Origin of the sequence: Actinomadura sp. RB99 (assembly GCF_014706005.1) — a bacterium.
GTDB lineage: Bacteria > Actinomycetota > Actinomycetes > Streptosporangiales > Streptosporangiaceae > Spirillospora.
Map to the genome: position 1 here is coordinate 222783 of NZ_JABMCA010000001.1, position 26056 is coordinate 248838.

26 protein-coding genes are annotated in these 26056 nt (G+C 72.4%); 10 read left to right on the forward strand and 16 right to left on the reverse strand.

Annotated elements, in window-relative coordinates; translation table 11 throughout:
- Positions 1-94: 94 nt before the first annotated feature.
- From amrb99_RS01150 to amrb99_RS52190, 4 genes are all read right to left on the reverse strand, one after another.
- A complete protein-coding gene (locus amrb99_RS01150; RefSeq protein WP_190850942.1) occupies positions 95-493 on the reverse strand; it encodes a VOC family protein in 399 nt (132 codons plus the stop codon).
- 11 nt (positions 494-504) lie between these two features.
- Positions 505-1716, reverse strand: a complete 1212-nt coding sequence (locus amrb99_RS01155) for an ammonium transporter (protein WP_190850943.1) — start codon at positions 1714-1716, stop codon at positions 505-507.
- 115 nt (positions 1717-1831) lie between these two features.
- Positions 1832-2353, reverse strand: a complete 522-nt coding sequence (locus amrb99_RS01160) for an EF-hand domain-containing protein (RefSeq protein ID WP_347256483.1) — start codon at positions 2351-2353, stop codon at positions 1832-1834.
- Between the two features lie 110 nt (positions 2354-2463).
- On the reverse strand, positions 2464-2595 hold the full coding sequence (locus tag amrb99_RS52190) for a hypothetical protein (protein WP_277819781.1): 132 nt from the start codon (positions 2593-2595) through the stop codon (positions 2464-2466).
- Positions 2596-3038: 443 nt separating this feature from the next.
- Here amrb99_RS52190 and amrb99_RS01165 point away from each other — a divergent pair, with 443 nt between their 5' ends.
- Positions 3039-3806, forward strand: coding sequence for an oxidoreductase (locus tag amrb99_RS01165; protein WP_190850945.1), 768 nt, complete (start codon positions 3039-3041; stop codon positions 3804-3806).
- Between the two features lie 17 nt (positions 3807-3823).
- Here amrb99_RS01165 and amrb99_RS01170 read toward each other — a convergent pair whose 3' ends face one another.
- Together amrb99_RS01170 and amrb99_RS01175 are read right to left on the reverse strand one after the other, a co-directional pair.
- On the reverse strand, positions 3824-4720 hold the full coding sequence (locus tag amrb99_RS01170) for a LysR family transcriptional regulator (RefSeq protein ID WP_190850947.1): 897 nt from the start codon (positions 4718-4720) through the stop codon (positions 3824-3826).
- Positions 4721-4807: 87 nt separating this feature from the next.
- On the reverse strand, positions 4808-5635 hold the full coding sequence (locus tag amrb99_RS01175) for an AraC family transcriptional regulator (RefSeq protein ID WP_190850949.1): 828 nt from the start codon (positions 5633-5635) through the stop codon (positions 4808-4810).
- A gap of 116 nt (positions 5636-5751) precedes the next feature.
- Here amrb99_RS01175 and amrb99_RS01180 point away from each other — a divergent pair, with 116 nt between their 5' ends.
- A complete protein-coding gene (locus amrb99_RS01180; RefSeq protein WP_190850951.1) occupies positions 5752-6105 on the forward strand; it encodes a VOC family protein in 354 nt (117 codons plus the stop codon).
- A 78-nt stretch (positions 6106-6183) separates the two neighbouring features.
- On the opposite strand, the gene amrb99_RS01185 is transcribed toward amrb99_RS01180, so the two are convergent.
- Positions 6184-7146, reverse strand: a complete 963-nt coding sequence (locus amrb99_RS01185; protein ID WP_190850953.1) for a transcriptional regulator — start codon at positions 7144-7146, stop codon at positions 6184-6186.
- Positions 7147-7208: 62 nt separating this feature from the next.
- Here amrb99_RS01185 and amrb99_RS01190 point away from each other — a divergent pair, with 62 nt between their 5' ends.
- From amrb99_RS01190 to amrb99_RS01220, 7 genes are all read left to right on the forward strand, one after another.
- Positions 7209-8345: an epoxide hydrolase family protein gene (locus amrb99_RS01190; RefSeq protein WP_190850955.1), complete on the forward strand. Its 1137-nt coding sequence runs from the start codon at positions 7209-7211 to the stop codon at positions 8343-8345.
- A gap of 100 nt (positions 8346-8445) precedes the next feature.
- Complete coding sequence (locus amrb99_RS01195; protein WP_347256484.1) at positions 8446-8700, forward strand: hypothetical protein; 255 nt, start codon at positions 8446-8448, stop codon at positions 8698-8700.
- Between the two features lie 89 nt (positions 8701-8789).
- Positions 8790-9152, forward strand: coding sequence for a BlaI/MecI/CopY family transcriptional regulator (locus amrb99_RS01200; protein WP_190850957.1), 363 nt, complete (start codon positions 8790-8792; stop codon positions 9150-9152).
- A complete protein-coding gene (locus amrb99_RS01205; RefSeq protein WP_190850959.1) occupies positions 9149-10039 on the forward strand; it encodes a M48 family metalloprotease in 891 nt (296 codons plus the stop codon). The genes amrb99_RS01200 and amrb99_RS01205 overlap by 4 nt, the downstream gene beginning before the upstream one ends.
- A 51-nt stretch (positions 10040-10090) precedes the next feature.
- On the forward strand, positions 10091-12352 hold the full coding sequence (locus amrb99_RS01210) for a sensor histidine kinase (RefSeq protein ID WP_190850961.1): 2262 nt from the start codon (positions 10091-10093) through the stop codon (positions 12350-12352).
- Positions 12353-12449: 97 nt separating this feature from the next.
- Positions 12450-13103, forward strand: coding sequence for a response regulator transcription factor (locus amrb99_RS01215; RefSeq protein ID WP_190850964.1), 654 nt, complete (start codon positions 12450-12452; stop codon positions 13101-13103).
- Between the two features lie 129 nt (positions 13104-13232).
- On the forward strand, positions 13233-14510 hold the full coding sequence (locus amrb99_RS01220; protein WP_190850966.1) for an alpha/beta hydrolase: 1278 nt from the start codon (positions 13233-13235) through the stop codon (positions 14508-14510).
- On the opposite strand, the gene ftsH is transcribed toward amrb99_RS01220, so the two are convergent.
- From ftsH to amrb99_RS01255, 7 genes are all read right to left on the reverse strand, one after another.
- On the reverse strand, positions 14507-16372 hold the full coding sequence (gene ftsH / locus amrb99_RS01225) for an ATP-dependent zinc metalloprotease FtsH (protein WP_190850968.1): 1866 nt from the start codon (positions 16370-16372) through the stop codon (positions 14507-14509). The genes amrb99_RS01220 and ftsH overlap by 4 nt on opposite strands.
- A 158-nt stretch (positions 16373-16530) precedes the next feature.
- The gene (locus amrb99_RS01230) at positions 16531-17670 is read right to left on the reverse strand and encodes a site-2 protease family protein (RefSeq protein ID WP_190850970.1); all 1140 of its coding nucleotides are present in this window, start codon (positions 17668-17670) and stop codon (positions 16531-16533) included.
- A 109-nt stretch (positions 17671-17779) separates the two neighbouring features.
- Entirely contained in the window at positions 17780-18346 is a 567-nt protein-coding gene (locus tag amrb99_RS01235) for a dihydrofolate reductase family protein (protein WP_190850972.1), read from the reverse strand.
- Between the two features lie 54 nt (positions 18347-18400).
- Positions 18401-19573 (reverse strand): hypothetical protein, encoded by a 1173-nt coding sequence (locus amrb99_RS01240; protein ID WP_190850974.1) that lies wholly within the window; start codon positions 19571-19573, stop codon positions 18401-18403.
- 37 nt (positions 19574-19610) lie between these two features.
- Positions 19611-21839 carry a bifunctional glycosyltransferase family 2 protein/CDP-glycerol:glycerophosphate glycerophosphotransferase gene (locus amrb99_RS01245; RefSeq protein ID WP_190850977.1) on the reverse strand — a complete coding sequence of 743 codons (2229 nt, stop codon included), beginning with the start codon at positions 21837-21839 and terminating at the stop codon, positions 19611-19613.
- 94 nt (positions 21840-21933) lie between these two features.
- Positions 21934-23142 carry a formaldehyde dehydrogenase, glutathione-independent gene (fdhA, locus tag amrb99_RS01250; RefSeq protein ID WP_347256485.1) on the reverse strand — a complete coding sequence of 403 codons (1209 nt, stop codon included), beginning with the start codon at positions 23140-23142 and terminating at the stop codon, positions 21934-21936.
- 109 nt (positions 23143-23251) lie between these two features.
- On the reverse strand, positions 23252-23578 hold the full coding sequence (locus amrb99_RS01255; RefSeq protein WP_206699750.1) for an NUDIX domain-containing protein: 327 nt from the start codon (positions 23576-23578) through the stop codon (positions 23252-23254).
- A gap of 95 nt (positions 23579-23673) precedes the next feature.
- On the opposite strand from amrb99_RS01255, the gene amrb99_RS01260 reads away from it, so the two are divergent.
- Positions 23674-23949: a DUF6225 family protein gene (locus amrb99_RS01260; protein WP_190850981.1), complete on the forward strand. Its 276-nt coding sequence runs from the start codon at positions 23674-23676 to the stop codon at positions 23947-23949.
- Between the two features lie 114 nt (positions 23950-24063).
- Here amrb99_RS01260 and amrb99_RS01265 read toward each other — a convergent pair whose 3' ends face one another.
- Together amrb99_RS01265 and amrb99_RS01270 are read right to left on the reverse strand one after the other, a co-directional pair.
- Entirely contained in the window at positions 24064-24552 is a 489-nt protein-coding gene (locus amrb99_RS01265) for an RDD family protein (protein WP_190850983.1), read from the reverse strand.
- Positions 24553-25023: 471 nt separating this feature from the next.
- Complete coding sequence (locus amrb99_RS01270; RefSeq protein ID WP_190850986.1) at positions 25024-26055, reverse strand: LLM class F420-dependent oxidoreductase; 1032 nt, start codon at positions 26053-26055, stop codon at positions 25024-25026.
- Between the last annotated feature and the right edge of the window lies 1 nt (position 26056).

Here is a 26056-nt window from a genome sequence, read left to right on the forward strand (position 1 = left end):
CGAGGCCCCTCGCGCACTCCGCGAGGGGCCTCGTCCGTGTCCGCCTCGCCCGTGTCCACCTCGCCCGTGTCCACCTCACCCCCTAGCCGCCTCGTCACCCGTCCGCCGGGCCGAGCAGGTCCCAGCGGTTCCCGGCGATGTCGAGGAACACCGCGACCCGCCCGTACGGCTCGTCGCGAGGCGCGGTGACGAACTCGACGCCCGCGCCCGCCATCCGCGCGTACGCGGCGTCGAAGTCGTCGACGCGCAGGAAGAAGCCCACGCGCCCGGCGACCTGGTCCCCGACGGCGCCGGCCTGGCGCGGGCCGTCCGCGCGGGCGAGCAGCACACCGGTCTCCGCCCCCGGCGGCCGGACGACCACCCACCGCTTCGGACGGCCGTCGTTGGTCAGCGAGGGCGAGTCCTCGACCAGGTCGAACCCGAGCGCCCCGGTGAAGTAGGCGATGGCCCGGTCGTAGTCGTCGACGACGATGGTGATCAGCTCGAGTCGCACGCCCGCCAGTCTCAGCCGTCGGCGAAGGCGGCGTCCATCCCCGCGGCCTGCTCGGCCTCGGTCGTGCGCATCCGGAACAGCCGGTCGATGACCTTGCCGATGGCGAAGGTGACGAGGAAGGCGTAGCAGCCGACGGCGGCCACGGCGACGGCCTGCTTGCCCAGCACCGAGGCGGATCCCCCGTAGAACAGTCCCGCCGCGCCGCGGTCCCAGCCGGTGGCCAGGAAGCCGAGGGACAGCACCCCGACGGCCCCGCCGGCACCGTGGATCCCGGTGACGTCCAGGGTGTCGTCGTACCCGGCGACCAGCTTCAGCTCCACCGCGTAGGTGCACACGACGGCCGCGACGACGCCGATGAGGAACGCGCCCTCGACGCTGACGAAGGCGCACGACGGGGTGATGGCGACCAGCCCGGCGAGCGCGCCGCTGGTGGAGCCGAGCCTGGTGAGCCGCCGGAACCGGAGCCATTCCACCAGCCGCCAGGTCAGCATCCCGGCGGAGCCCGCGATCATCGTGCTGACGAACGCCCGGGTCGCGAGCGCGCCGTCGGCGAGCGCGGAACCCGCGTTGAAGCCGAACCAGCCGAACCACAGCAGCCCGAGACCGAGCAGCACGAACGGGATGTTGCCCGGCCGGGGGCCCTCCCGGCGCCGGAAGGCGACGCCCGGCCCGAGCACGAGCGCCATCGCGAGCCCCGAGATGCCGGAGTTCAGCTCGACAACGAGCCCTCCGGCGAAGTCCATCACGCCCCACCTGTTCAGCCAGCCGGACCCGGCGAACACCCAGTGGGCGACGGGGATGTAGACGAGCGTCACCCACACCACGACGAACAGCATCCACGGGCCGAACCGGGCACGGCCCGCGATCGAGCCGCTGATGAGCGCGACGGTGATGATGGCGAAGGTCAGCTGGAAGCAGGCGTAGATCTGCTCCGGGATCCGGCCCTGCAGCGCCGTCGGCGCGATGTGGCCGAGCCGCCAGTCGCCCCAGCCGATGAGCCCGGCGCCGCCCGCGTCCTTGCCGAACGTCAGCCCGTACCCGTACAGGAACCACAGGACCGTGACGAGGCTGATGCTGATGAAGCTCATGTACAGCATCGTCAGCATGTTCTTCGAACGGACCATGCCGCCGTAGAAATAGGCGAGCCCGGGGGTCATCAGCAGCACCATCGCCGTGCTCACCATGAGCCAGGCGGAATCACCGGTATTGAGGCCCGTCGACATATTCGAACCAATCGGTCGATTCACCTGGCGGCGCGCGGCACCGCGGCTCCTACCGATGGTTCGCCATTCGCGTGGCGGCGCAAACCACGCCTTCCATACCTTGACCGGTGATTGGTCAGCCGGGGACGCGCCCGAAGATCCGGCTGCCCGGGGCGGCGGGGTCGTCCCCTGCCCAGAACTCGTACCAGTGGGCGGCGAACTCCGCCCGGGAGATCGCGCCGTCGCCGTCCGAGTCCAGCAGCGCGAAGGCGTCGCCGGCGTCGGCGCGGCCGCCGCTCCACGCCTCGATCATCCGCCGGTACTCGGCCGGGGAGACGCGGCCGTCGCCGTCCTCGTCCACCGCCTCGAACATCGCGTCGGCGGTCGCGGTGACCGCGCCCGGCATGCCGTCGAGCAGGTCGACGACGGTCAGGACGTCGTCGATCGTGACCGCGCCGGCCGTCCGGGAGTGCGCGGCCAGGGTGTCCCACCAGCCGCGCATGACCGCGAGGAGCCGCTCCTCGTCGCCCGCGGCCCGGACGGCCGCCCACCGACGGGCGAGGTCGTCGAAGTCGGCCTGCCGGAGGGCGCCGTCCCCGTCGCCGTCCATGGCGTCGAAGACCAGCCGGACCTTGTCTCGCTGAAAGGAGCTCGCCACGCTCCCGTCGTCCCCGTTCCCTCGCCGGGGAACACTGCCCTCACGGCCCCCTTGCCGTCACAGCGCGGTGACGAACCGCTGGCCCGGAGTGACGATCACGGCCGCCCCCGTCAGAGGGACGGGCCAGGGCCGTCGTCGTTCAGCCATTCCCAGGCGATGCGCACGGCCTCGAGCGCGAAGCGCCCGAGGGCGGCGAAGGCCGCGACCTGCCGCCAGTTCCAGCGACGGTGATGCTTCCCCATCCCGATCACCTTCCCTCTCCCGCCTGTTGACACTGCGTCCGTCCACCACCACTCTCCGCAAGGAGAGCGTACCCAGAACCATGCGGCAGATATCGAACACAAGTTCGAAGTCAGCTAAAATCAGACACCCGCGCCCTCAGGCCCCGCGACGCCGAGCGCCCGGCACACCCGAGCGCTCCGGACGGCCCCGGACGACCCCGCCGGCCACCGGGCGCCGCGCGAGGCGGCCGGGCGTCGCCTCACGGCGCGACCGGGCCGCCATAGGAATCTCCTATAGCCTCCGCTGTCTTTTCGTCTTTGCCTCTCGTCCTTTTCCGGCCGTACCGTGAAACGGCTCGACGAGGCGAGGTGCTCACCGCGATTCCTTCGACAATTCGCGGACCCGTGCACGTCGCTTCTTCTTCCGTCGAGCGAGCCAAAACGCTATCGAGAGGACCATTGGCATGACCACGATGGAGAACGAAGCGGGAACGCGGGAACTCGCGGGAAAGCGGGCCCTGGTCACGGGCGGCTCTCGCGGGATCGGCGCGGCCGTCGTGCGCCGGTTCCTGGACGCGGGCGCCGAGGTGCTCACGACCGCGAGGTCAGCGACGGCCACGGTGCCGGACGGGGCCGCCTTCGTGGCGGCCGACGTGCGGACGAAGGCCGGAGCGGAGGCGGTCGCCGAGGCCGCGCGGGAAAGGCTCGGCGGGGTGGACGTCCTGGTGCACAACGCGGGCGGGGCGCAGCCGTTCAAGGACGCCGCGGCCATTCCCGACGAGGAGTGGCGGGAGGCGCTGGAGCTGAACTACCTCGCGTCGGTGCGGCTGGACGCGCTGCTGGTCCCGGGGATGCGGGAACGGCGTTCGGGGGCGGTCGTGCACGTCTCCTCGGCCGCCGTCCTCACCCCGATGGGGCCGTTCCTGCACTACACGGCGGCGAAGGCGGCGCTGGAGAACTACAGCCGGGGGCTGGCCCTGGAGCTGGCCCCGTTCGGGATCCGGGTCAACACCGTGAGTCCCGGCAGGGTCGCCACTCCCGGCGGCGAGGCGACGCGGGAGCAGTGGGCGCGCCTGGACGTCGGGCCGGGCGCCACCGCCGCCACCCCGCTCGGGCGCGACGGCGAGCCCGACGACATCGCCCAGGCGGTGCTGTTCCTCGTGTCCGGCCGGGCGAGCTGGCTGACCGGGAGCAACCTCTTCGTGGACGGCGGCGAGTTCCCCCGGGGGTGACGCCGGAGGCCGGCCCGTCAGGACACCGGCGAGAAGGAGGCGGACGCCGACCAGGTCTCCTGCCGCAGGAGGTCGAGCAGGGCCGTCTCCGCCGGGCCCGCGTCCTGCCGGACGACGGCGATGACGGGCTGGGTGACGGCCGGGGACACCGGGCGGGCGAGGTGCTCGTGCCCCTGCGGGACCGCGGAGGCGGGGACGAGCGTCACCCCCAGCCCGTGCGCGGCCCAGCGCACGGCCGTCGCCGTCTGGGACGCGCGGGCGGCCGTGGCCGGGGACAGGTCGTTGCGGCGCAGCACGTCCAGCAGCACGGCGTCGAGCGCGCTGTCGCGGTCGAACCGCACCCACGGCTCCCCCTCCAGGTCGCGCAGCTCGACCCGGTCGGCGGCGAGGCGGGGGTGCCCGGCGCCCAGCACCACGACGAACTCCTCGCCGCCGAGGCGGTGGGCGTGGTCGGGGCTCTGGTCGCACGCCGCCATCAGGGCGAGGTCCAGCACGCCCCGGCGGCACAGCCGGTCCAGCTCGGCGGAGCTCGGCTCCTCGAAGACGGTGACCTCCAGCCGGGGGAAGCGGCGGCGCAGCGCGCCCAGCGCGCCCGGCAGCTGCCGCGTCCCGAAGCCCATCTGCGCCGCGACCACCAGCTCGCCGGCCAGCTCTCCGGCACCGGCCTGCGCCGTCGCCCTCGCCCGCCGCGCGGCGGTCACCGCGACCTCCGCCTCCCGCAGGAACGCGCGGCCGACGACGGTGGGCACCAGTCCGGTCGGCGTGCGGGCGAACAGCTTCACGCCGAGTTCCCGCTCCAGGCCGCGGATCTGCTGGGACACCGATGGTTGAGCGACGTGCAGCAGCTCCGCGGCCGCCGTCACCGAGCCCTCCTCGGCGACGGCCAGGGCGTACTCGTACTGGCGAAGGCTCATCGGCTCCCGTTCCCTCCCCTGCGGTGGACCGCGGTCCGGCCGGCCGTCATCGCGGTAATCACCATTACACCGGGGGAGCGGCGCGTTTTATTCCGGCCCGCCGGTCGCGCCGAGGCCCGTGCCCGCGGGACGGGCGGCGAGCAGCCGGCGCAGCGCGGTCGGCGTGCGGCCGAGGTGCTCGCGGACGGTGCGGGCCAGGTGCGCCTGGTCGGCGAACCCGAGATCGGCGGCCAGGTCGGCGAGGCGGGCTTCGCCCTGCGCCAGCCGGTCCATGGCCCGGCCGACCCGGACCCGGTTGCGGTAGCGGGTCAGCGACACCCCCATGTCCCGCGAGAACGCCCGGCTCAGCCGGTACGGCGAGACGTCCAGGAGCCGGGCGAGCGGGCACAGCCCCGCCGCCTCCGGCGCCCCCGCGATGATCGCCTCCCGGGCCGCCGCGACCAGCGTCCGGTCGGCGGGCCCCGGCCGCTCGGCCGGCCGTCCCACGGCCGCCGCGACGAGGCGGAGCAGCTCCTCCACCAGGGCATAGTCGACGTCGCCGCCCTCTGCGGCGGCGAGCAGGCGGCGGTGGGCGAGATCGACGCGCGCGTCCACGTAGACCGTCGCTCCGCGCTCCGCCGGCCCGTCCGTGAGCTCCTCTGCGAGCCACGGCGTGAAGCTCACCGAGGTGCAGGCGTCGCCGCCGGCCGGGTGCGCGAACCGTTCCTCCGCGCCCGGTGCGCCCAGGTAGCCGACCGTCGGGTCCAGGTCGGCGGCGGCGCCGTCGGCCCACCTGCGGAACCGGCCCCGCCGGACGAGCACCATCCGGTGGTCCCGGTGCGCCTCCGGCTCGGACCACCGGACGTGGTCGGAGCGGCAGTCCACCGAGGTCACGGCGAACTGCGGCCGGGCGGCGAGGGTCACGGCTGACAGCACACCGCGGACGCTACGCCGCCGGTACGACGGAACGGCCCGCAAGGATCTTCAAGACCCGGCGGCGCCCCGGGACGGATGCTGGGCGGGCAAGGCGACGACACCAAGGAGCCATCGATATGACCGCCCGCACGGAACTCACCACGATCATCCTCGACTGCGCCGCCCCCAAGGCGCTCGCCGAGTTCTACCGGCACCTGACCGGCTGGGAGATCACCCAGAGCGACGGCGACACCGCCTACCTGGGCGACGGCCCCGTCCAGCTGGCCTTCCAGCGCGTCGACGGCTACAAGGGCCCCGGCTGGCCCGCCGACGGCAAGCACGCGCACCTGGACTTCAAGGTCGACGACGTCGACGAGGCGGTCCGGCGGTTCGAGGCGCTGGGCGCGGCCAAGCCCGACTTCCAGCCGGGCGCGGGCGGGTGGACCGTCCTGACCGACCCCGAAGGCCACCCGTTCTGCATCATGTCCTGAACCGGAACGGCACGGCCGTGCGGCATCCCGGACGCCGCACGGCTCTGCCGACCGTCCGCCGCGACGTGCGGGAACCCCTCATCGCCCCGTCGCGTCGGACGCGGCGCGGAGGCGGTCGGCCAAGACGGCGATCCGCTCGACCAGTTCCGGCGGTTCGTGCACCTCGAACCCGATGTCCATCAGGGCGACCCACACGACGATCTCGTCCAGGTCGTTCGCCCCGCACAGCAGGGTGCAGGTGTCCGCGTCGACGGGCTCCACCGTCCCCATCGTCGGCGGCATGTGCCCGGTCACGACCTCCGCCGGGGCGTGCATGGTGAAGCGCGCCCGGTGGCGGTACGGAGCGCTGGAGATCGCCCGGGACAGGTAGGAGGCGAGGTCCTCGTCGGGCGGGTCCCGGGGGACGAAGCGCGGCCCGTTCGGCGTCCGCAGGCGCAGCCGGTCGACCCGGTACGTCCGCCAGTCCTCCTTGCCGACGTCCCAGCCCACGAGATACCACCGGCGTCCCGAATGCACGAGCCGATGGGGCTCGGCCGAACGGCTGCTCTCCCGGCCCTCGTGCGACCGGTAGTCGAACCGCAGCACCTCATGGTCGCGGCAGGCGGCGGCGATGGCGGTCAGCACCTCCGGGGCCACCGGCGCCGCCGCACCCGTCATGGGCACCGTCATCGACTGGAGCGCGTGCACGCGGTGCCGGAGCCGCGACGGCAGCACCCGTTCGAGCTTCGCGAGCGCCCGGACGGACGTCTCCTCGATCCCGGAAACCGTGCCCCCGGCGGCCGTCCGCAGCCCCACCGCGACCGCGACCGCCTCGTCATCGTCGAGCAGCAGCGGCGGCAGGTCGGACCCGGCGCCCAGCCGGTAGCCCGGCGCGCCGGGCACGGCGTGCACGGGATAGCCCAGCGCCCGCAGCCGCTCCACGTCCCGCCGGACGGTCCGCATCGTGACGCCGAGCCGCTCCGCCAGCTCCGCGCCGGACCACTCGCGGTGGGTCTGCAGAAGCGACAGCAGCCTGAGAAGTCGCGCCGAGGTCTCCGCCATGTCCCCAATCCTGCGGCAACCTAGGACCGAATCCGTCCTAAGCGGTTCCTAGCGTTCAGGGCATGGCGAAGATCAACCCGTTCCGCATCGACATCCCGCAGGCCGACCTGGACGACCTCCACGACCGCCTGGCCCGCACCCGCTGGCCCGACGACCTGCCCGGCGTCGGCTGGTCGTACGGCGTCCCGACCGCCTACGCCCGGGAGCTGGCCGAGTACTGGCGCACCGGCTACGACTGGCGGAGGCAGGAGGCGGCGCTCAACGAGCACCCCCAGTTCACCACCGAGATCGACGGCCAGAACATCCACTTCCTGCACGTCCGCTCCCCCGAGCCGGACGCGCTCCCGCTCGTCCTCACGCACGGCTGGCCCGGGTCGGTCGCCGAGTTCATGACGGTCATCGGCCCGCTCACCGACCCCCGCGCCCACGGCGGCGACCCGGCCGACGCCTTCCACCTGGTGGCGCCCTCGCTCCCCGGCTTCGGGTTCTCCGGCCCCACCCGCGAGGCCGGCTGGAACCTGCGGCGGGTCGCCCGCGCCTGGGCCGAGCTGATGCGCCGCCTCGGCTACGACCGGTACGGCGCCCAGGGCGGCGACACCGGCTCGTTGGTCTCCCCCGAACTCGGCCGCGTCGCGCCGGAGAACGTCATCGGCGTGCACGTCAACGGCTCCCTCGGCTTCCCGACCTTCGCGCCCGACGAGACGGAGGGCCTCACCGAGGCGGAGCGGGCCCGGCTGGCCGTCTACACCGACCAGGACCGCTCGGGCTACGCCATGATCCAGTCCACCCGCCCGCAGACGCTGGCCTTCGGCCTGCACGACTCGCCCGCCGGGCAGATGGCCTGGATCGTGGAGAAGTTCAAGGAGTGGACCGACCCCGCCCACGACCTCCCCGACCAGGCCGTGGACCGCGACCAGATGCTCACCGACGTCACCCTCTACTGGCTCACCGGCACCGCCGGGTCGTCCGCCCGCCTCTACAAGGAGGGCGCGACCGACTGGGGGCAGCCCGTCGGGAAGTCCGACGTCCCGACCGGCGTGGCGGTCTTCCCCGGCGATGCCGGGATCCGCCGCGTCGCCGAACGCGAGCACAACGTGGTCCATTGGTCGGAGTTCGACCGGGGCGGCCACTTCGCCGCCATGGAGGCGCCGGACCTGCTGGTCGACGACGTCCGCGCGTTCTTCCGGCTCGTCCGCTGAGGCGCGCCCCCTGCCGGAGGCGGAGAGCCCGTGCCACGGCGCCGCACATCTGCTACAAGTGTAGTTTCAAGCGCGTCCCGGGGAGGCCGGGACGCGCGGCGTGGCGATCGTGGAGCGGAGGCGTCGGACCGTGGCGGTGTCGATGGTCAAGGGGCAGCGGATCTCGCTGGAGAAATCCGGGGGCGCGCTGACCCTGGTCCGGATGGGCCTGGGATGGGACGCGGTCAAGAAGAAGGGGCTGTTCGGGGCCCGCCTGTACCGGCAGGGCGGCGGCTGGAAGATGAACGCCATCGGCGAACCGGGCCAGGGCCGGACGCTGCACGACCTGCTGCCCGCCATCGCCGCGCACGCGTAGCGGCAGGTCGTCGGACCGCCGGTAACGGCAGGTCCCCGGTCCGTGATCTCGGTTATCAGTACGCTTGTAGTAACCGAGGGGTGAGTGACGTGTCGCGTAAGGCGCTCGGGCAGTTGGAGGCGGAGGTCCTGGCGGCGCTCGCGGGACGGGGCGGTGAGGCCGGGACGGCCGAGCTGCTCCCGCACCTGGACGCCGACCTGGCGTACACGACCGTCAACACGGTGCTGTTCCGGCTGTACGAGAAGGAGCTCGTCACGCGTGTCCGCGTGGGCCGCCACTACCGGTACCGGCTGGCGGTGGACGAGTCGGAGCTGGTCGCCGGGCGCATGCGCGACCATCTGCGGCACGCCAGCGACCCGGGCGGCGTGCTGAGCCGGTTCGTCCGCACGCTCACCGCCGCCGAGGAGCGGAAACTGCGCGAGATCCTCGGCGGCCTGGACGAGCCCCGGTGAACGTCCTCACGTTCCTGCCCCTCGGCCTGATGGCCACGCTGAGCGTGGTCCTCGGTCTCGCCCGGTTACCCGTCCATCCGGTGTGGACGGCGCGGCTGCTCGCCACCACCGGCGCGATGACCGCCGTCGCCGCCCTCGGGACCGGGGTCTTCGTCGCCGTCAACTACGGGGCGTCGCTGGCGCCCGGAGCCGCCGCGCGCCTGCCGGAGTGGGCGCTGTTCGGCGACGACCGTCCGGTGCCGGGCGCGGTCGGGATCCCGGTGACCGCGCTGACGCTCGCCGGGCTGCTCGCCGTGGTCCGGGCCGGCGCCCGGTGGACGCGCGAGCTGCGCGCCGCCGGCGACGACGCCCGGCGCCCGCTGGAGACGCCGCTTCCGATCGCGGTCGCCGTCCCGGGTCGGCGCGGCGGGGTGCTGGTCTCCCGCGGCCTGCTGCGCGACCTGACGTCCGAGGAACTGCGGGTGGTGTTCGAGCACGAGGGCTCGCACCTGCGCCATCGCCATCACCGCCACCTGGCGGCCGGGACGGTCGCCGCGACGCTGCTGCCGTTCCTGCGGCCGCTGGAGGCCCGGCTCCGGCTCGCCGTCGAGCGCTGGGCGGACGAGGACGCCGCCGAGGCCGTCGGCGACCGCGCCCTGGTCGCCCGCACGATCGCCCGGGTCGCGCTCGCCCACCGTCCGGCGGCGGGTCCAGCGGCGGGGTTCGCCGATTCCGGGGTCGTGCAGCGCGTCGAAGCGCTGCTCGGCACCCCGCCCGCCAAGAACACCGTCACCGGGCCTCTGCTGCTGCTGGGCAACGGGTTCGTGACCAGCTCGCTGACGGCAGCCACGCTCCAACTCGACCATGCCGTCGCGTCCGTCCTCCTTCCCCTGCTCGCGATGTGGTGACGATGATCGTCCGCCTGGGGGAGGGACCGGCGCGACGGCTCGGACACGCCCATGGCCTGGGCGCCTGAGCCGGCGACCCGCAGGGACCTGCTCCTGGCGGCGGCCGTCGTCGCCGGGCAGGTGCTCGTATGGGCCGCGCCCGACGTGTCGTCGGCCCTCGCGCGGGTCTTCGACCTCGGGTCTCCTGGCTTCACCGACGAGACCGCGAAGACCTCGGCCGCCGTGCTCAGCACGTGCGTCGCCGCCGGTTCGCTCGCCGTCCGCCGGATCGCACCCGTGTGGGCGCTCGGCTGCGCGCTGGTGGCCGCGCTCCTGGCGGCCGGCGCCGGTGGAACCGCCGTGGTGTGGCCGTTCGCCCTGGTCATCGCCCTGTACTCGCTGGCCGTGCACCGCACGGCGGGGCTCGCCGCCGCCGGGGCCGCCGCGACCTCGCTGGCCGTGGCCGTGGCGACCGCCGTCGCGGGCGCGGCACCCCGAACAGCGGCGGGGGCGGGGCTCCTGGCGGCGGGCGGCGCGGCGATGCTCTGGGTCCTCGGGAGATCGCGGCGGCGCAGGCGGGCGGACCGGTCGGCGCTCGCGGCCTACCGCGCCGGAACGTCCGCGCTGCCGCGGTTCGCCGCCGAGGCCGAACGCGAGCGGCTCATGGCCGAACTGCACGACGTGGCGGCGCACCGGCTCACCGGAATCGTGGTGTCGGCCGGCGCCGCGACCCGCCTCGCCGATCGGGACCTGGCGGCCGAGGCCACCCGTCACGCCGCGAGCGCGGCCCGGCAGGCCGTGGCCGAACTGGACCGCCTCATCGAGGCCGCCGGGACCGTCACCTTCGACGACATCGACGCGCTGGTCTCAGAGCACCCGGCCGTCGACTACCTGCGCACGGCCGCCGACGCGCCGCCGGACGTCGTCGCGGCGGCCCACCGGGTGGTGCGCGAGGCGCTGACGAACGCCGTCAGATACGCCTCGGGCGCGTGCCGCGTCCGGGTCGAGGGAACCGCCGCGAAGCTCACCGTCACGGTCACCGACAGGGGCGGCCCGCCCGCGGCTCCCGGTCTCGGCACGGGACACGGCCTGGCCGGGCTGCGCTCCGCCGTACGCACCCTCGGCGGTTCGCTCTCCGCAGGCCCCGACGGAGGCGGCTGGACGGTACACGCCGAATTCCCTCTGGCCACACCCGCACCCGTTCCGGAGCACGGGACGGCAAGGTCGCGCGTCTCTGCCCTCGTCGCCGATCCGAACGGCCCGGGCGGCTGGCGGGGGCCGGCCGCGCTGGACGCGGTGCTGGTCGTGCTGGCGTTCGCGCTGTCCCTCGGCGCCGAACTGCCGCCGGGAGACGACCCGGACCCCTTCTCCTCGCCCGTTCTCGGCGCTCCGCTCGCGCTGCTGTTCACCGTGCACGCGTTCCCGCTGTGGTGGCGGAGGCGTGCGCCGCGCAGCGCGCTGACCATCGCCCTCGCGACGCTCCTGGCGTGGCTGGGCCTCGACCTGGCCGGCTGGCCCGGCCCGCCCCTCAGCGACGTGTTCCTCTGGTACTGGTGGGTCGAGCTGGCGCTGGTGTACGCGGTCGCCGCCTTCCCTCCGGGCGGCCGGACGTGGCCCGCGCCCCTCGCCGTCGCGGCCATGGGCGGGGCGGCCCTCGCCAGTGGCGACGGCATCACCGGGAACCGCGTCGCCGCCGGGGCCGTCCTCACCACGGCGCTCGCGATCCCGTGCTTCGCGGCCTGGGCGCTCGGAACGCACACCGCCGCGCGCCGGAGCCGGCGGGACGCGGCCGCCGCGAGAGACCGCGACCGGCTCGCCCGGGAGGTCTCCGCGGCCGCCGCGTCCGAGCGCCTGCGGATCGCCGACGGGCTGCGCCGGACCGCGCGGCGGCACGCGCAGAACGTGGCCGACGAAGCCGACGCCGGACGCCTCGACGCCGTTCTCGCCGAGGCCAAGGCGGGGCTGGCCGCGCTCCGCGAACTGCTCGCCGACCTGCGGACGCGGGACGACGGAGGCGACCCGCCGCCGACCGTCGACGGCATCGCCGTCCTGGCGGCCCGGCGCGGCGCCGCCGTCCGGTTCACCGGCGACCGCAGGCCGCTCCCGCCGGCCCTTGAGGTCGCCGCGTACCAGGTCGCGCGGGAGCTGCTGTCCGGCGGAGACGCGATCACGGTCGCGTTCTCCGGCCGGGGCGTCGCGGTGTCCGGGCGGGCGCCCGGCGGCACCGCGGCGGCGCGGCGCCTGCGCGCGCTGACGGACGCCTGCGGCGGTACGCTGGCGCTCACCGACGACGGTGAGGCACGGGGATGGCTGCCGGAGGTGTCCCGCTCTTGATCGGAACGACCGGTGCGGGCCTCACGGCCGCGGCCGGCACGGTGGTCGGTATGGCGGCCGGTACGGCGGTCGGAACAGCACCCGGCACGGTGGCCGCATGATCCGCGTGATGATCGCCGACGACCAGGCCGTGGTGCGCGCGGGGATCGCCGCCATGATCGGCGCCGAACCCGACATGACCGTGGTCGGCCAGGCGAGCGACGGCGAGACCGCCGTGGCCCTCGCCGCCTCGCTCCGCCCCGACGTCGCGCTCATGGACGTCCGCATGCCCGGCGCCGGCGGCCTGGCGGCGACCACCCGGATCACCGCCGACGTCCCCGCGACCCGCGTCGTCGTGCTGACGACGTTCGATCTCGACGAGTACGTGTTCGCCGCCCTGCGCGCGGGCGCGGCCGGCTTCCTGCTGAAGGACGCCGACCCGGAGCGGGTGATCGACGCGGTGCGGCTCGCCGCACGGGGCGACGCGCTGCTCGATCCGGCCGTCACCGGACGGCTGATCGGCCGCTTCGCCGGCGGCCCCGGTCCGGAGGAGGCCGAACGCCTCGCGGCGCTCACCCCCCGCGAGACGGAGGTGCTCCGCCGGGTGGCGCGCGGCCTGACCAACGTGGAGGTGGCCGCCGCGCTCGGCATCAGCCCGGCGACGGTGAAGGACCACGTCGCGGCGGTGCTCGGCAAGCTCGGCGTCCGCGACCGCGTCCAGGCGACGATCTTCGCGTACGAGAGCGGCCTCGTCCGCCCCGGCATCCGCTGACGCCCGCGCCCCGGTCGCCATCCGCCGGACGGCGGGGTCCGGGCCCCGCCGTAGCGCGGGGATCCGGCCTCCTGGAAATGGGCCGAAGGTCCCACGAGCAGGGCTTTCCTCGCTTCTAGCGTGATCCGCATGCCACGTACCGCCCTGCGCCGGCTGTCCGGCGCCCTCCTGCTCCCCACCGCCGCGGTGGCTGCCCCGCTCGCCGGGATCGCCGGTTTCGTCGGCCTCGCGGCCGTCACCGCCGCCATCCCGGTCCTCGCGGTCATCGGGCTGCTGGTCGTGGCCGGCGTCGGCGTCCTGCTCGGCCTCCCCGCGTTCGGGCTGCTCGGGGTGCGGCGCAAGCGGGGAGCCGCGCTGCTGCTCGGCGCCGGTCTCGCCGCCGCCGTCGCCGCGGTCGCCTCGATGACCGTCTTCCGGCCCGGTCCCGTCCCCGCGCCCGTCGCGCCTCCCGCGGGCGTCCGGTTCTGGAACCTGCCGACCGGCTCCCGGATCGCCTACGTCCACGCGCCGGCCACCGGCAAGCGCAAGCCGGCGCCCGTCGTGTTCCTCCACGGCGGTCCCGGCACCCCCGGCGAGGGCGTACCGGTCGGCGGCGCCGCGCTCGCCGCGGACGGCTTCGACGTGTACGCCTACGACCAGCTCGGCGCTGGACGCTCCACGCGCCTGTCCGACGTCACCGGCTACACGGTGGCGCGCCACGTCGCCGACCTGGACGCGATCCGCAGCGCCATCGGCGCGGACAAGATGATCCTCGTCGGGCAGTCTTGGGGCGGCTCCCTCGCCGCGCAGTACCTCGCCGCCCATCCCGATCACGTCGCCAAGGTGGCCTTCACCTCCCCCGGCGCCCTGTGGCCGCCCGCCCTGCCGGACGGCGACGGCGACCCCTGGACACGGCTCACGCCGTCGCAGAAGAAGCGCTATGACGAGCTGACGTCGTCGCCCCGGCTCCTCGCCGCCGCCCTCCTCCTGGACGTCAACCCCAACGCCGCCCACGCCCTGCTCGGCGACCGCGAGGCGGACGCGCGCTTCCACGAGCTGGGCCTCGCGGCGAAGGACGCCTCGTCCTGCCCCGGCGCGCCCCCGAGAACGCCCCACGGGAACCGCCAGGGCTTCTACGTCAACCAGATCACCAGCCGGGACTTCCGCGACGTCCCGGACCCCCGTCCGGCCCTGCGGCGACTCCACGTCCCGGCACTGATCATGCGCGGCGAGTGCGACTACGTGAAATGGGCGGCGACCCGCGACTACCGCCAGACCCTCCCCAACTCGACGCTCGTCTTCGTCAAGGGCGCAGGCCACGCCATAGCCGGCAACCAGCCCGCCGCGTACACGGCCCTGCTACGGGCCTTCCTCCTCGGCCACCGCCTCCCCCTCCCGGCCTATACCTCTCCAGCCGAACCCCATTAGGGGCGGTCCTGGGTCCCTTCGTCGCGGAGGATGGCGATGACGGCGCTCCCGTCCACGGATTCCTCCGTCATGAGGAGAGCGACGAGCCGGTCGAGCGCAACGCGGTGCGTGCGCAGTTGCTCTACCGCGCGGGTCTCCGCGTCGCGGAGGAGCCGCGACACCTCCTTGTCGATGAGCCGTTGCGTGGTCGGGGAGTAGGGGGAGGGCGCGGCGGTGATGGTGCTGAGCGCCTCGTGGCCGTCGGTGGCGTAGCCGACCGGTCCGAGGGCGGCGGACAGGCCGAACTCGCGGACCATGCGGGTGGCGACCTGGGTGGCGTCGGCCAGGTCGGCGGCGGAGCCCGTGGACGCCTGGCCGAAGACCAGCAGCTCGGCGGCGCGGCCCGCGAGCCGGATGGTGAGCAGGTCGGTGAGGTAGGAGTGGCTGTAAAGGTGCCGCTCGACCTCCGGCAGCTGCTCGGTGGAGCCGAGGGACATGCCGGCGGGCAGGATGGTCACCTTGGTGAGCGGGTCGGCGTGCTCGCAGAGCGCCGCCAGGAGCGCGTGCCCGGACTCGTGGACGGCGACCGAGCGGCGCTCGTCGGGCAGCAGGGCGTTGGCGGCGTCGCGGCGGCCGAGCATGATGCGGTCGCGGGCGGTGTCGAGGTCCTGCGCGGTGATCGTGACGCGGCCGTCCCGCGCCGCGTTGATGGCGGCCTCGTTGAGGAGGTTGGCCAGGTCGGCGCCGGAGAAGCCGGGCGTGGCGCGGGCCATGCGGTCCAGGTCGGCATCGGTGTCGAGGCGCTTGCCGTGGGCGTGGACGGCGAGGATCTCGGCGCGCTCGGACTGGGTCGGCAGCGGGACGACGACCTGCCGGTCGAACCGGCCGGGACGCAGCAGGGCGGGATCGAGGGTGTCGGGGCGGTTGGTGGCGGCGAGCACCACGATCCCGCTCTCCTGGTCGAAGCCGTCCATCTCGGCGAGGAGCTGGTTGAGGGTCTGCTCGCGCTCCTCGTGCCCGCCGCCGGGCAGCACGCTGCCGCGCTTGCCGCCGATGGCGTCGATCTCGTCGATGAACACGATCGACGGAGCGCGCTTGCGGGCCTCGGTGAACAGGTCGCGGACCCGGGAGGCGCCCACGCCGACGAACATCTCGACGAACGACGCCCCGGTCACCGACAGGAACGAGACCTCGGCCTCCCCCGCGACGGCCCGCGCGAGCAGCGTCTTGCCGGTGCCCGGCGGCCCGATCATGATCACGCCGCGCGGCGGCCGCGCGCCCGCCACCGCGTACCGGTCCGGCGCCCGCAGGAAGTCGACCGACTCGCTGATCTCCTGCTTGACGCCCTCGTAGCCGGCGACGTCGGTGAACTTGGTGGTGGGGCGCTCGGCCTCGATGACCCTGGCCTTGGAGCGGCTGAAGGCGCCCAGGCCGCCCGCGCGGCCCCCCATCCTCCGGCTCGCCCACAGCAGGAAGCCGCCGATCAGGACGAGCGGCAGCAGCCAGAGCAGCAGGCCGCCCCACGGGCTGCTCCCCGTCCGGGTCGCGGTGATCTTCACGTGCCGGGCCTGCATCCGCTGCGCCAGGTCCGAGGTGTTCAGCGCGGTCGGGATGCGGGAGGTGAACGCTCGTCCGTCGGTCAGCTTCCCTTCGACGGCGCCCTTGTTGTCGACGCTGACGGTGCGCACCTGGCCGGCGTCGACGCGGGCCGAGAAGTCGGTATAGGACAGGTTCTCGGTCTGCCGCTGCCGTGAGGTCACGAGGGCCGGGGCGAACAGGAACAGCACCAGAAGGATCGTGACGGCCAGCAGCAGCCACAGGCGCGCCGTGGGCTTCTGCGGCGACGGCTGCTGCTGCGGTGAGCCGGAGTTGGCGGACTTCATCCGGCTCAGGGCGGGACACTGCCGGCCCGGCGTCCCCGGGCAGCGTGACGTCGCAGGTCGGCGGCCATGCCGGGCCGCCGGGTCCACTCCTCTCGATGCTTCCTCATAGCACTAGGGCGACTACCCAAAGTGAGTGCCGTCATCCATCATCCGGCCGGTCAGGCGGCGGTGCCCCGGGAGTCGCCGAGCCTCGCCCGCTGGACGAGCCGCTGGAGGTCCTCGGTCGTGACGATGCCCAGCAGCCGGTGGTCGGCCGCCACCACGGCGAGGAGGCCGCCGGGCATCGGAGTCGCCTTCAGGACGGCCGAGGCGGGCTCCTCCGGGCCGACGACGCGGTCGGGGTCGAGCCGCGTCATGTACCGCGCGAGGGCCGTTCCGGCCTCCTCGGACCGCAGCCGGACCAGGCGGGCCGTCGTGACCGCGCCGACCGGGTCTCCGGCGGCGTCCACGACAGGGAAGACCGGCTGGCGGGATGCCTGGACGACGGTCTCGGCGAAGGCCCCGGCGGGCTGCCAGGTCCACCCGTGAGCGGGATGAGGCGTCATGACGTCGGCGACCTGCCGCCCCGCCGCCGCCTCCCGCAGATCGGTCCACCGATCCTCGACCTTCGCGGCGGCGACGATGAACCAGCCGACCAGCGCCAGCCAGAGCCCGTCGAGCCACGCGCCCGCCAGCAGGGCCAGCAGACCGCCGCCGATCATGACGAAGCCCAGCACCGTCCCGGCCCGGTCGGCGGTGTGCGCCGCGCTCACCCGGTCGCCGCGGGACCGCCACAGGAACCCGCGCAGGATCCTGCCGCCGTCCAGGGGAGCGGCGGGGAGCAGGTTGAAGACGGCGAGGAGGACGTTCGTCGCGGCGAGCCACCCCAGGCAGGCGACCGCCGTGGCCGGGGCCCCCGCCACGCCCGCCAGCGCCCAGGCACCGCCGAACGCCAGGGCCAGCGCACCGCTCATCGCCGGCCCCACGGCCGCGATCCGCAGATCGGCGCGGGCCGTCGGCGGCTCCCCCTCGAACTGAGCGACGCCGCCGAGCATCCAGAGCGTGATCGAGACGACCTTCACCCCGAACCGGCGCGCGACCACCGCATGGGCGAACTCGTGAGCCGCCAGGGACGCCAGGAAGAGCACGGCGGTGACCACCGCCGCGGCCCACCGGATCCCGCCGGACACGCCCGGAGAGGACGCGGGCAGGATCGACCGGGCCAGCACGTCGGCGACGAGGACCAGGGCCGCGGCGACCGACCAGTTCACGCCGACCGGGATGCCCATGACGGTGCCCAACCTGAGCGTCTGCCTCATCGAGAACCTCCCGGCGGCGTTCCCGGATCGCGTCCTGACGCTTCCAGTCTCGTCGCCGACCCGCCCTCGGTAACGGGACCTTCGGCCCGAACCGCGGGCGACTCCGGACCTAGCGCCCGGCAGGGGGCCGTACGTAGCGCCGGAACGTGATTCCCGACGCGAACGAACGTTGCTCGACCAGGCGCAGCGGCACGTTCTCCCCTACGGGCAGGTACGGCTTGCCACCCCCGATGATCACGGGGGCCGCGTACACCCAGAACTCGTCGATGAGGTCCAGCAGGGAGACGGCCAGCTCGGGACCGCCGAGCTGGAGGATCCCGTCGATCTCGTCCTTGAGGCGCGTCACCACGGACACGGCGTCCTCGCGCCGGACGAGCGTGACCCCTTCGGGGACGGTCTGGAGGGTGTCGGAGAAGACGTACCGCGGCGTCTCCTTGTAGAGCCGGGCGAACTCCCGTTCGACGGCCGGGGCGCCGTCCTTCCCGAGCTCCTGCGTCCAGGGCGCCTCCATCGCCTCGTACAGCCGCCGCCCGAACAGGAACGCCGAGATCCGGCGCACGTGGTCACTCGCCGCCTCCTGGAAGTCCTCGTCCGGCTCCATGAAGTCCATGCCGCCGTCGGCGTCCTCGATGTAGCCGTCGATCGAGGTGTTCATCCAGTAGATGACCTTGCCCATGAAGCTCCCTCTCGGTCGTAGCGGTCCAATGAAGACCCGAAGCACGACCGAAACTCATCGCGACGGGCCGATGCGCGGAAGCACGCTGATCCCGGGATGGTCGGCGCGGAATCCGGACAGCGTCGCGGGCGTCACCTCGGTATCGACGAGATCGAGCCGATCGAGGTCGTACCGCTCGATCACCGGAACGATCGCATCGCTGACGGGTGTCCCGCGAAGGCTCAGCGACCTGACCTGCGTGACGCCGTCGAGCAGCGTCATCAGGTCTTCATCGGCGGCGGCGGTGAGGCGGATGGACAGGCTGTCGAGCTTCGCCGGCAGCCTCGCCGATCCGGCGACGTTCGCCGCACTGAGGCTCATCCTGTTCAAGGACGAAGGGAAGGCGCCGTCCAGCCAAAGAGCGTCCTTCGCGCTGAGGTGCACGCTCGCAAGGTCGGGGGCGACGTCGGCCAGCACATCCTGGCCCCACGACCGCGGCGGAAGGCCGGAAACCGTCAGATCGGTGAGGGCGCCGAGCCGTCCTCGACCGGCGCCGGCATGGAAGGGACTCGCTTCGCCGAGATGCAGGCGCAAGACCCGCAGCCTTGGGAATCGCAGGAAGGCCGACAAGGCCTCGGCACCGATCGCGCACGAGTGATGCTCGAAGATCTCAACGCGGGGCAGATCCGGCAACGCGGAGAGCAGATCGTCATCGAACTCTCCGGTCGCCAGCGACAACGACCACACCTTGTCGGCGACCGCCGCCAGATGTCCGAGGTCGAAAGTATCCCAGCACTCGAAATGCCGGTGGATGCTGAACGGAGTGCCGTCATGCCGAGGCGGCAGAACCGGACCGAGGACATGAAATGGCGGCGCCCCCTCTTCGGAGTGATAGAGCCGAGAATCGTCACTCGTGAAGCGCCCGCAACACACGACTTCGACGACCGTCGCCGCACCCGTCTCGCCGACCACCGCGATGTTCACCCACTCGGGCACGTGACCGTCGCGCCATAATTCGGCCACGACGGTGTCCGCGTCGCATCGGTTCAACTCGGCGGCCCGACGGCGGCTGCCGTCCTCCGGAAACCGCAACTCGCCGGGCTTCGGAGGGTGCCCGTCATAGGACTGGTTGAGCCGTACCCGGAACACCAGCGGCTCTGGCAACTCTTCGGAGACCAGCGACTGGGCGAACCGCCACGCCGCCCGAGTCGACGCATCGAACCGTTCGGCGAACACCTCTCGATCCACCTGGCCAACCTACCGTCGCCCAACACCGACCACCCGATCACCGGACGATGGCATTCCGGACGTCGCGCTCATCGGATCCGCTGTTGCCGTAGACGCGGCGGACGATGCGTTCGGCGGCATGGCCGTCATCGAAGGTGCAGAACCGGCGGCGGAACGCAGCGCGCTTGGCGGCCGACGATGCGCTGCCGGGTTCGTCGCCCTTGAAGCACGCGATGAGTTCGTCCTCGGTGCGGGCCACCGGGCCGGGAGGTTCGGCGAGCAGGTCGAAGGTGACGCCCCTCGTGCGGCGGTAGGTCTCCCAGTCCGGTGCGTAGATGACGATGGGCCGGTCGAGGTGGGCGTAGTCGAACATGATGGACGAGTAGTCGGTGATCAGGATGTCGGCCGCCAGGCAGAGATCCTCGACGGCGGAATGGCCGGACACGTCCAGAATCGACGCCGAATCCGCGGAGGGCGCCGGAAGCGGTGTCGATTCGGTGAGGTAGTGGGCGCGGACGAGCAGCACGTACCGCGGGCCGAGCGCCGCCGCCAGAACGGCGGGGTCGAGCGGATACACGAGTTCGTCGAGGTGGTCCCGGTAGGTGGGCGCGTAGAGGACGGCGGTCCGGCCCGCCGCGATGCCGAGTTCCCGGCGGATGCGGTCGATGTCCTGGCCGCTCGCCTGGAAGAGGCGATCGTTGCGCGGATACCCCGTCTCCAGGATTTCGTAGTCACCGGGATAGGCGCGCCGCCATACCTGCGACGACAGCGGATTGGCGGAGACGACGTAGTCCCACCGGCGGCTGTGCTTCCGCAGCCGAGCGAAATTCATGCCGCTCGCGCCGACCGGATAAGGCTCTTGCTCCAACCCCATCTTCTTCAAAGGCGTTCCGTGCAGTGTCTGAATGTGGACGGAGCCGCGGCGCTTGGACATGGCATGCGGGAAGTTGACGTTGTTGACGAAGTACTTCGCGCGCCCCATGACCCGGAAGTAGCGCAGCGAGCCCTCGACGACGTGGTCGACACCCTCCGGCAACGACCCGGCGGCCTCCGGGCCGACCACCCACACACCGTGGACGTCGGGCGCCAGCTCCCGGGCTCTCTCGTAGATCGCCTTGGGGTTGCAGGCGTAGCCGCGGTACCAGTACGCCGCGTAGACCGCGAGACCGGCGTCCATCGGCAGCCGTTTCTGCAGCTGGTAGTAGGCGAGAGGCGCCGCGGCCTTGGCGCGCCTGGCGCCGGTGCGCGCCATGCCGCCCGCCCGGCGTACCGCGCCACGCAGCACGAGCCGCGTCCGATTGAGCGGCCCGAGCCCGCGGAACAGCCAGTACAGGTCGCGTTCGACCAGCCGGAACTTGATCCCGCGCGCCCCCGGCGGATATCGGTATGGGCTCGGACGGTGCGCCCGGAACTCCCGCGACACCCGCCGGAAGAAGCGCCGCCGCGAAGCCGCCGGCACCCGGGACGGGTCCTCGGCGATCGTGGTGTAGTGCCAGATCATCCGGTCGAACATCGCGGCCCGGTGGTCGCCCGCCGAGCCCGGCCGTCCGTCCATGAAGGCGAAGATCTTCCCGTACCCGTCGAAGACCTCGAAGTGCCGGTCGCTGGACGTCGAGGTGATCGCGCCCGTGCGCCGCACGCGGTAGACGTAGCAGACGCGGTCCAGGAGGGAGATGCGTTCGGCGGCCATCAGGATCGGATAGGTGACCGCGACGTCCTCATAGAACCCATCCCCGAATTCCAGGCCGAGGTCCAGCAGGTACTCCCGCCGGATCACCTTGTTCCACGCCGTCATCATCAGCCCGAGCACGGACGGTCGCTCGTCCAAGGTGAAGGACTCCTCCGGCGGCGGCTCGCGGAGCAGCCCGCCCCACGGGTTGGGAGCCAGCCGGCCGGGCGCGATCTCCCGCGCGTGATCGAACACCAGGACGTCCGGCCGGGCACGCTCCAGACGCCGGCGGATGGCGGCCAGCGCGCCGCTGGTCACCCAGTCGTCGCTGTCCACGAACCAGACATAGTCCCCATGAGCGCGGCGGAGGCCGATGTTGCGGGCCTCGCCCAGGCCATGGTTGCGGTCCAGATGCACCACCCGCAGGCGCGGGTCGCGGCGCGCATACTCGTCGAGCATCCGCCCGCAGTCGTCGGGCGACGCGTCGTCGACCGCCACCACCTCCACCCCGGAGGCGGCCTGCTGGAAGAGCGATTCCAGGCACTGAGGAAGGTAATCCCGCACGTTGTACACCGGCAGGACCACGCTGATCGTGACCGCCGCATCCGAAAATGCCATGGGACCTCCGGCCGTCCACGCGGAACCCGACAGGAGAGGGCGGGCGCCGGAACGGCGGCGCGGGCGCGCCCGTGTCGGCGGCCCGCGCCGGAGTTCACGCCGCGGCGCCGACCAGCCCGTGCGGGTCGAGGACGTACTTGCGCGCCGCGCCCCGGTCGAACTCGGCGTAGCCCTGGGGCGCCTGGTCGAGCGGGATGACCGTCGCGTTGACGTTGCGGGCGACCTGCACCCGGTCGTGCAGGATCGCCATCATCAGCTGCCGGTTGTAGGACATCACCGGGCACTGTCCGGTGGTGAAGGACTCGGACTTGGCCCAGCCGAGCCCGATCTTCAGGCCGAGCTGCCCGACCCGGGCGTTCTCGTCCGACGCTCCCGGGTCGCCGGTCACGTAGAGACCGGGGATGCCGAGCTTGCCGGCCGCCCGGGTGATGTCCATCAGCGTGTTGAGGACGGTCGCGGGCTGCTCTCCGCCCTTCGGACCGTGGCCGCGCGCCTCGAACCCGACACAGTCGACGGCCGCGTCCACCTCCGGCACGCCGAGGATCTGCTCGATCTGCTCGCCCACGTCGGCGTGCTGGGACAGGTCGATCGTCTCGCAGCCGAACCCGCGGGCCTGCGCCAGCCGCTCCTCGTTCATGTCCCCGACGATCACGACGGCGGCGCCGAGCAGCAAGCAGGCGGTGGCGCACGCCAGCCCGACCGGCCCCGCGCCCGCCACGTACACCGTCGACCCGGTGGTCACGCCCGCCGTGTAGGCGCCGTGATAGCCGGTGGGCAGGATGTCCGACAGCATCGCCAGGTCGGGCAGCTTGGCCATCACGGTGTCGCGGTCGGCCGGGAACTTCAGCAGGTTGAAGTCGGCGTACGGGACGACCGCGTACCGCGCCTGCCCGCCGTGCCAGCCGCCCATGTCGACGTAGCCGTAGGCGGCGCCCGGACGTTCCCGGTTGACGTTCTCGCACACGCCGGTGTGGCGCTCCTTGCAGTTCCGGCAGCGCCCGCAGGCGATGTTGAACGGGACGCTGACGAGGTCGCCCTCCTTGATGAACTCGACGTCCCTGCCCGTTTCGATCACCTCGCCGGTGATCTCGTGGCCGAGCGTGAGCCCGGCGGGCGCGGTCGTCCGGCCGCGCACCATGTGCTGGTCGGACCCGCAGATGTTGGTCGCGAGTACCTTCAGGATGACGCCGTGCTGGAGCTTGCGGCCGTTCTGCTCGGCCAGCTCGAGCTTGGGGAAGTCCAGCTCCTCGACCGTGACCTCGCCCGGTCCCTGGTACACGACGCCGCGATTGGTGTCCGCCACGGTTCCTCCCTCCGCATTGAGGATCGCGGGCGGTATACCCCGTTTCCGCAGGTCAACCAGATCTTCAGCCCCAAACTCACCACTGGGCACGGTCATGGGCGGGCTTGGATCATCCGCCCATGCTTGCGGACCAAGCCCACGATCGACGGGGCGATCCTGAGCCGCGGCAGGACGTCCGGCCGGAACCACGTTCCACCACTTCGTCCACAGCGAATGGCTCCAGGACGGGAAGCTCGAGCCCAGCCTCTTCCCGTAGTTCCCGCCGGATCGTCTCGGCCAGCGAACGGTCGCCAGGTTCACGCCCGCCCCCGAGCAGCGACCACGCGCCGGGCTCCACGATGCCGGGGATGTCGTCACGCAGGTGCAGCAGGTACTCGCCACGCCCGTTGAAGATCAGCGCCGAGGCCCTCGACGGCCCCACCCCGAATGACGTCATCACCCTTGCCTCCCCGAACCTCACCTCATGGTCACTGTCGACACCCAGCCAGGAGCGAAGAGTCGCCGCCCCGGTTCGGAGCGTATTCTGCCTGCGTGGATGGCGATCAGGAGCTGGAGCGATACCGTCACGAGGTACGGGAGTGGACGGTGGGCGAACTTCGCCAGGCGCTCGATGGGCTTCCGAGCGGAATGCGGCTGCGCATCGACGTGCCGGAAGCACCGCGGTCCAATGACTCGCTGGAAGCGGATCGTGAATTCGTTCTCGGCGGCGTGTTCGTGGACGACGCCGACTACCTCGCGCAGGACGAGTTCGTTCTCCGGGCCGATTTCAGCACGGACTGGTATATGCGCCCTCGGGCTGAATCATGAAGGTCAGGCGACGTTCACTCTGGCCACGCTCTCGCAGAGGCGTGTAACGGCAGGACTTCAGGAATCCGAACGGTTCTTGGTTTCCGTGACGTGCACTATCAGCCAGTCGTCTCACTACAGTTCGGGATTGGCCGAACTGTAGGGATTAGCCGAGGTGTGGACGTCCATCCTTGGGTCCCGGGCTTCGACGACCCAGGTGTCGGCCGCTTTGTCGTGCAGAGTCTGCGCGTCAGGGTCCCAGAGCAGCCAAGCCGCGTCGATCAACGAACCGATTCCGAGGGTGACGCCTCCAAGAAGCAGCATGAAGACATACCGCCAGGTTGCCCGCCCCAGGCCGATGTCACTGAAGTCCGTCCGGATTATTTTGATGCCCGCCAGCCACTTACCGGGTGTCCGGCCCGACACTGCCGGGATCAGGCAGTGGTACACAGCGTTGAGAACGAACGCTGCGACCGCAAAACCCTCAAGGTCGCAGGAACCGTCCCACCGCGGAACGGCGAATACCTCAAACGACACCCACAACAGCACTGCGAGTATGACGGTATCGACGACGTACGCGATCAGGCGCAGCTTGCCGCTCGCCAGATTGGCCCTGGTGCGCATGGTGAAGACCGTCCCGACGTGACTTCGGATGGCCAGTGTAAATCACCGTTCCCTGGAAGGGTGAGCCGATCACGTATCCGGATCGGCTCGCGGTGGGGAGGCGCTGTGCCCCAGGCGCCCTGGACCTGTCGGTCCCGGGTGCATCTGCACCGGGACCGACGCCTTCGCCCGCCCATATGACTTCGGAATCGGACCCGCGACCGCGCCGGGGGTTTCTTATCGATGGCTATCACCATTGCGCAGGCCTGCCTGCGGGACCGCTCGGCCGGTCAGCCAGTCCCGCAGGCGGGCGTGGAAGACACCACAAGAGTTCGAACAACACCACCGACCCAGGCCACCGTCTCCTCACACGCGTGACCGCAATGCCAGGGAGACATCAAGGGCCGGGGGAAGCTCAGGCCGGGAGGCCGCCATCTCGGGGCCGTTAACCGTCAAGCGCTGCAGGGGGCGTTGCGTGGGCAGAGGCGGAGGTCAGGCCGCCCACTCTTTGAGTTGGTGCACGAGTCCGGCGGGGTCGTCGCCGACCGGAGTCACCTGGAGATCGGTGACACCGGACTCGCGGAAGGCTTCGATCCGCTCCCGAACGTACGAGGCCGGGCCGACGAGGTTGATCTGTTCAAGGAGTTGGAAGGGGACCTTGGCCTCGGCTTCCTTCTTCTTGCCGTCGAGGTAGAGGTCCTGGATCTCCTTGGCCTCGGCTTCGTAGCCGTAGCGTCGGACGAGGTCGTTGAAGAAGTTCTTGCCGCGGGCGCCCATGCCTCCGATGTAGAGCGCGAGCATCGGCCGCGCGAGGTCGAGTATCTCCTTCACGTCCTCGCCGATGGCGACGATGCCGCCGGCGACGACCTCCAGGGGGGCAAGGTCTTCGGAGCGCTTCGCGGTTCCTGCGGCGAGCGCGTCGCCCCATACCCCGGCGGCGGCCTCGGGGAGGTACAGGAAAGGCAGCCAGCCGTCGGCGTACTCCGCCGCGCCTTCGACTGATTTCGGTCCCAGCGCGGCGATGTAGAGCGGAACCGACGGGCGCAGCGGCTTCGTCATGATCTTCAGCGGCTCACTGAGGCCCGTGCCCTGACCGGCCGGGAGAGGGATCTCGAAGGAGCGGCCGCTGTAGTCGACCGCCTCGCGCCGCAGGGCCGCGCGGATAATCTCGACGGTCTCCCTGGTACGGCCGGTCGACCGTACGAAGGGCATGCCGTGCCACCCCTCGATGATCTTCGGGTTGGAGGCGCCGAGGCCGATGATGGCGCGACCGCCGGACACGCTGTCCAGGCCGGCCGCGGTCGAGGCGAGCATGGTCGGGGTGCGGGAGTAGACGTTGAGGATGGCCGCGCCGATCTTCACGCGCGAGGTGCGGGCCGCCAGGTAGCCCATCAGGGTCGGCGAGTCATAGCCGTACCCTTCGGCGACCCAGACGGTGTCGAGCCCGGCGGCCTCGAGTCGAGCGATGTGGTCGGCGGCCTCGCGCGGGTCGGTGCCGTAGGTGAGCATCGTCGATATCTTCATG

Bases quoted from the DNA above. Each gene is read 5' to 3' on its own strand.
- amrb99_RS01180 (WP_190850951.1), top strand. From the start codon at position 5,752: ATGACCGCCCGCACGGAACTCACCACGATCATCCTCGACTGCGCCGCC.
- amrb99_RS01255 (WP_206699750.1), bottom strand. From the start codon at position 23,578: ATGACGTCATTCGGGGTGGGGCCGTCGAGGGCCTCGGCGCTGATCTTC.
- amrb99_RS01210 (WP_190850961.1), top strand. From the start codon at position 10,091: ATGGCCTGGGCGCCTGAGCCGGCGACCCGCAGGGACCTGCTCCTGGCG.
- amrb99_RS01230 (WP_190850970.1), bottom strand. From the start codon at position 17,670: ATGAGGCAGACGCTCAGGTTGGGCACCGTCATGGGCATCCCGGTCGGC.
- amrb99_RS01265 (WP_190850983.1), bottom strand. From the start codon at position 24,552: ATGCGCACCAGGGCCAATCTGGCGAGCGGCAAGCTGCGCCTGATCGCG.
- amrb99_RS01170 (WP_190850947.1), bottom strand. From the start codon at position 4,720: ATGAGCCTTCGCCAGTACGAGTACGCCCTGGCCGTCGCCGAGGAGGGC.
- amrb99_RS01220 (WP_190850966.1), top strand. From the start codon at position 13,233: ATGCCACGTACCGCCCTGCGCCGGCTGTCCGGCGCCCTCCTGCTCCCC.
- ftsH (WP_190850968.1), bottom strand. From the start codon at position 16,372: ATGAAGTCCGCCAACTCCGGCTCACCGCAGCAGCAGCCGTCGCCGCAG.
- amrb99_RS52190 (WP_277819781.1), bottom strand. From the start codon at position 2,595: ATGGGGAAGCATCACCGTCGCTGGAACTGGCGGCAGGTCGCGGCCTTC.
- amrb99_RS01155 (WP_190850943.1), bottom strand. From the start codon at position 1,716: ATGTCGACGGGCCTCAATACCGGTGATTCCGCCTGGCTCATGGTGAGC.
- amrb99_RS01185 (WP_190850953.1), bottom strand. From the start codon at position 7,146: ATGGCGGAGACCTCGGCGCGACTTCTCAGGCTGCTGTCGCTTCTGCAG.
- amrb99_RS01190 (WP_190850955.1), top strand. From the start codon at position 7,209: ATGGCGAAGATCAACCCGTTCCGCATCGACATCCCGCAGGCCGACCTG.
- amrb99_RS01165 (WP_190850945.1), top strand. From the start codon at position 3,039: ATGACCACGATGGAGAACGAAGCGGGAACGCGGGAACTCGCGGGAAAG.
- amrb99_RS01270 (WP_190850986.1), bottom strand. From the start codon at position 26,055: ATGAAGATATCGACGATGCTCACCTACGGCACCGACCCGCGCGAGGCC.
- amrb99_RS01235 (WP_190850972.1), bottom strand. From the start codon at position 18,346: ATGGGCAAGGTCATCTACTGGATGAACACCTCGATCGACGGCTACATC.
- amrb99_RS01245 (WP_190850977.1), bottom strand. From the start codon at position 21,839: ATGGCATTTTCGGATGCGGCGGTCACGATCAGCGTGGTCCTGCCGGTG.
- amrb99_RS01215 (WP_190850964.1), top strand. From the start codon at position 12,450: ATGATCCGCGTGATGATCGCCGACGACCAGGCCGTGGTGCGCGCGGGG.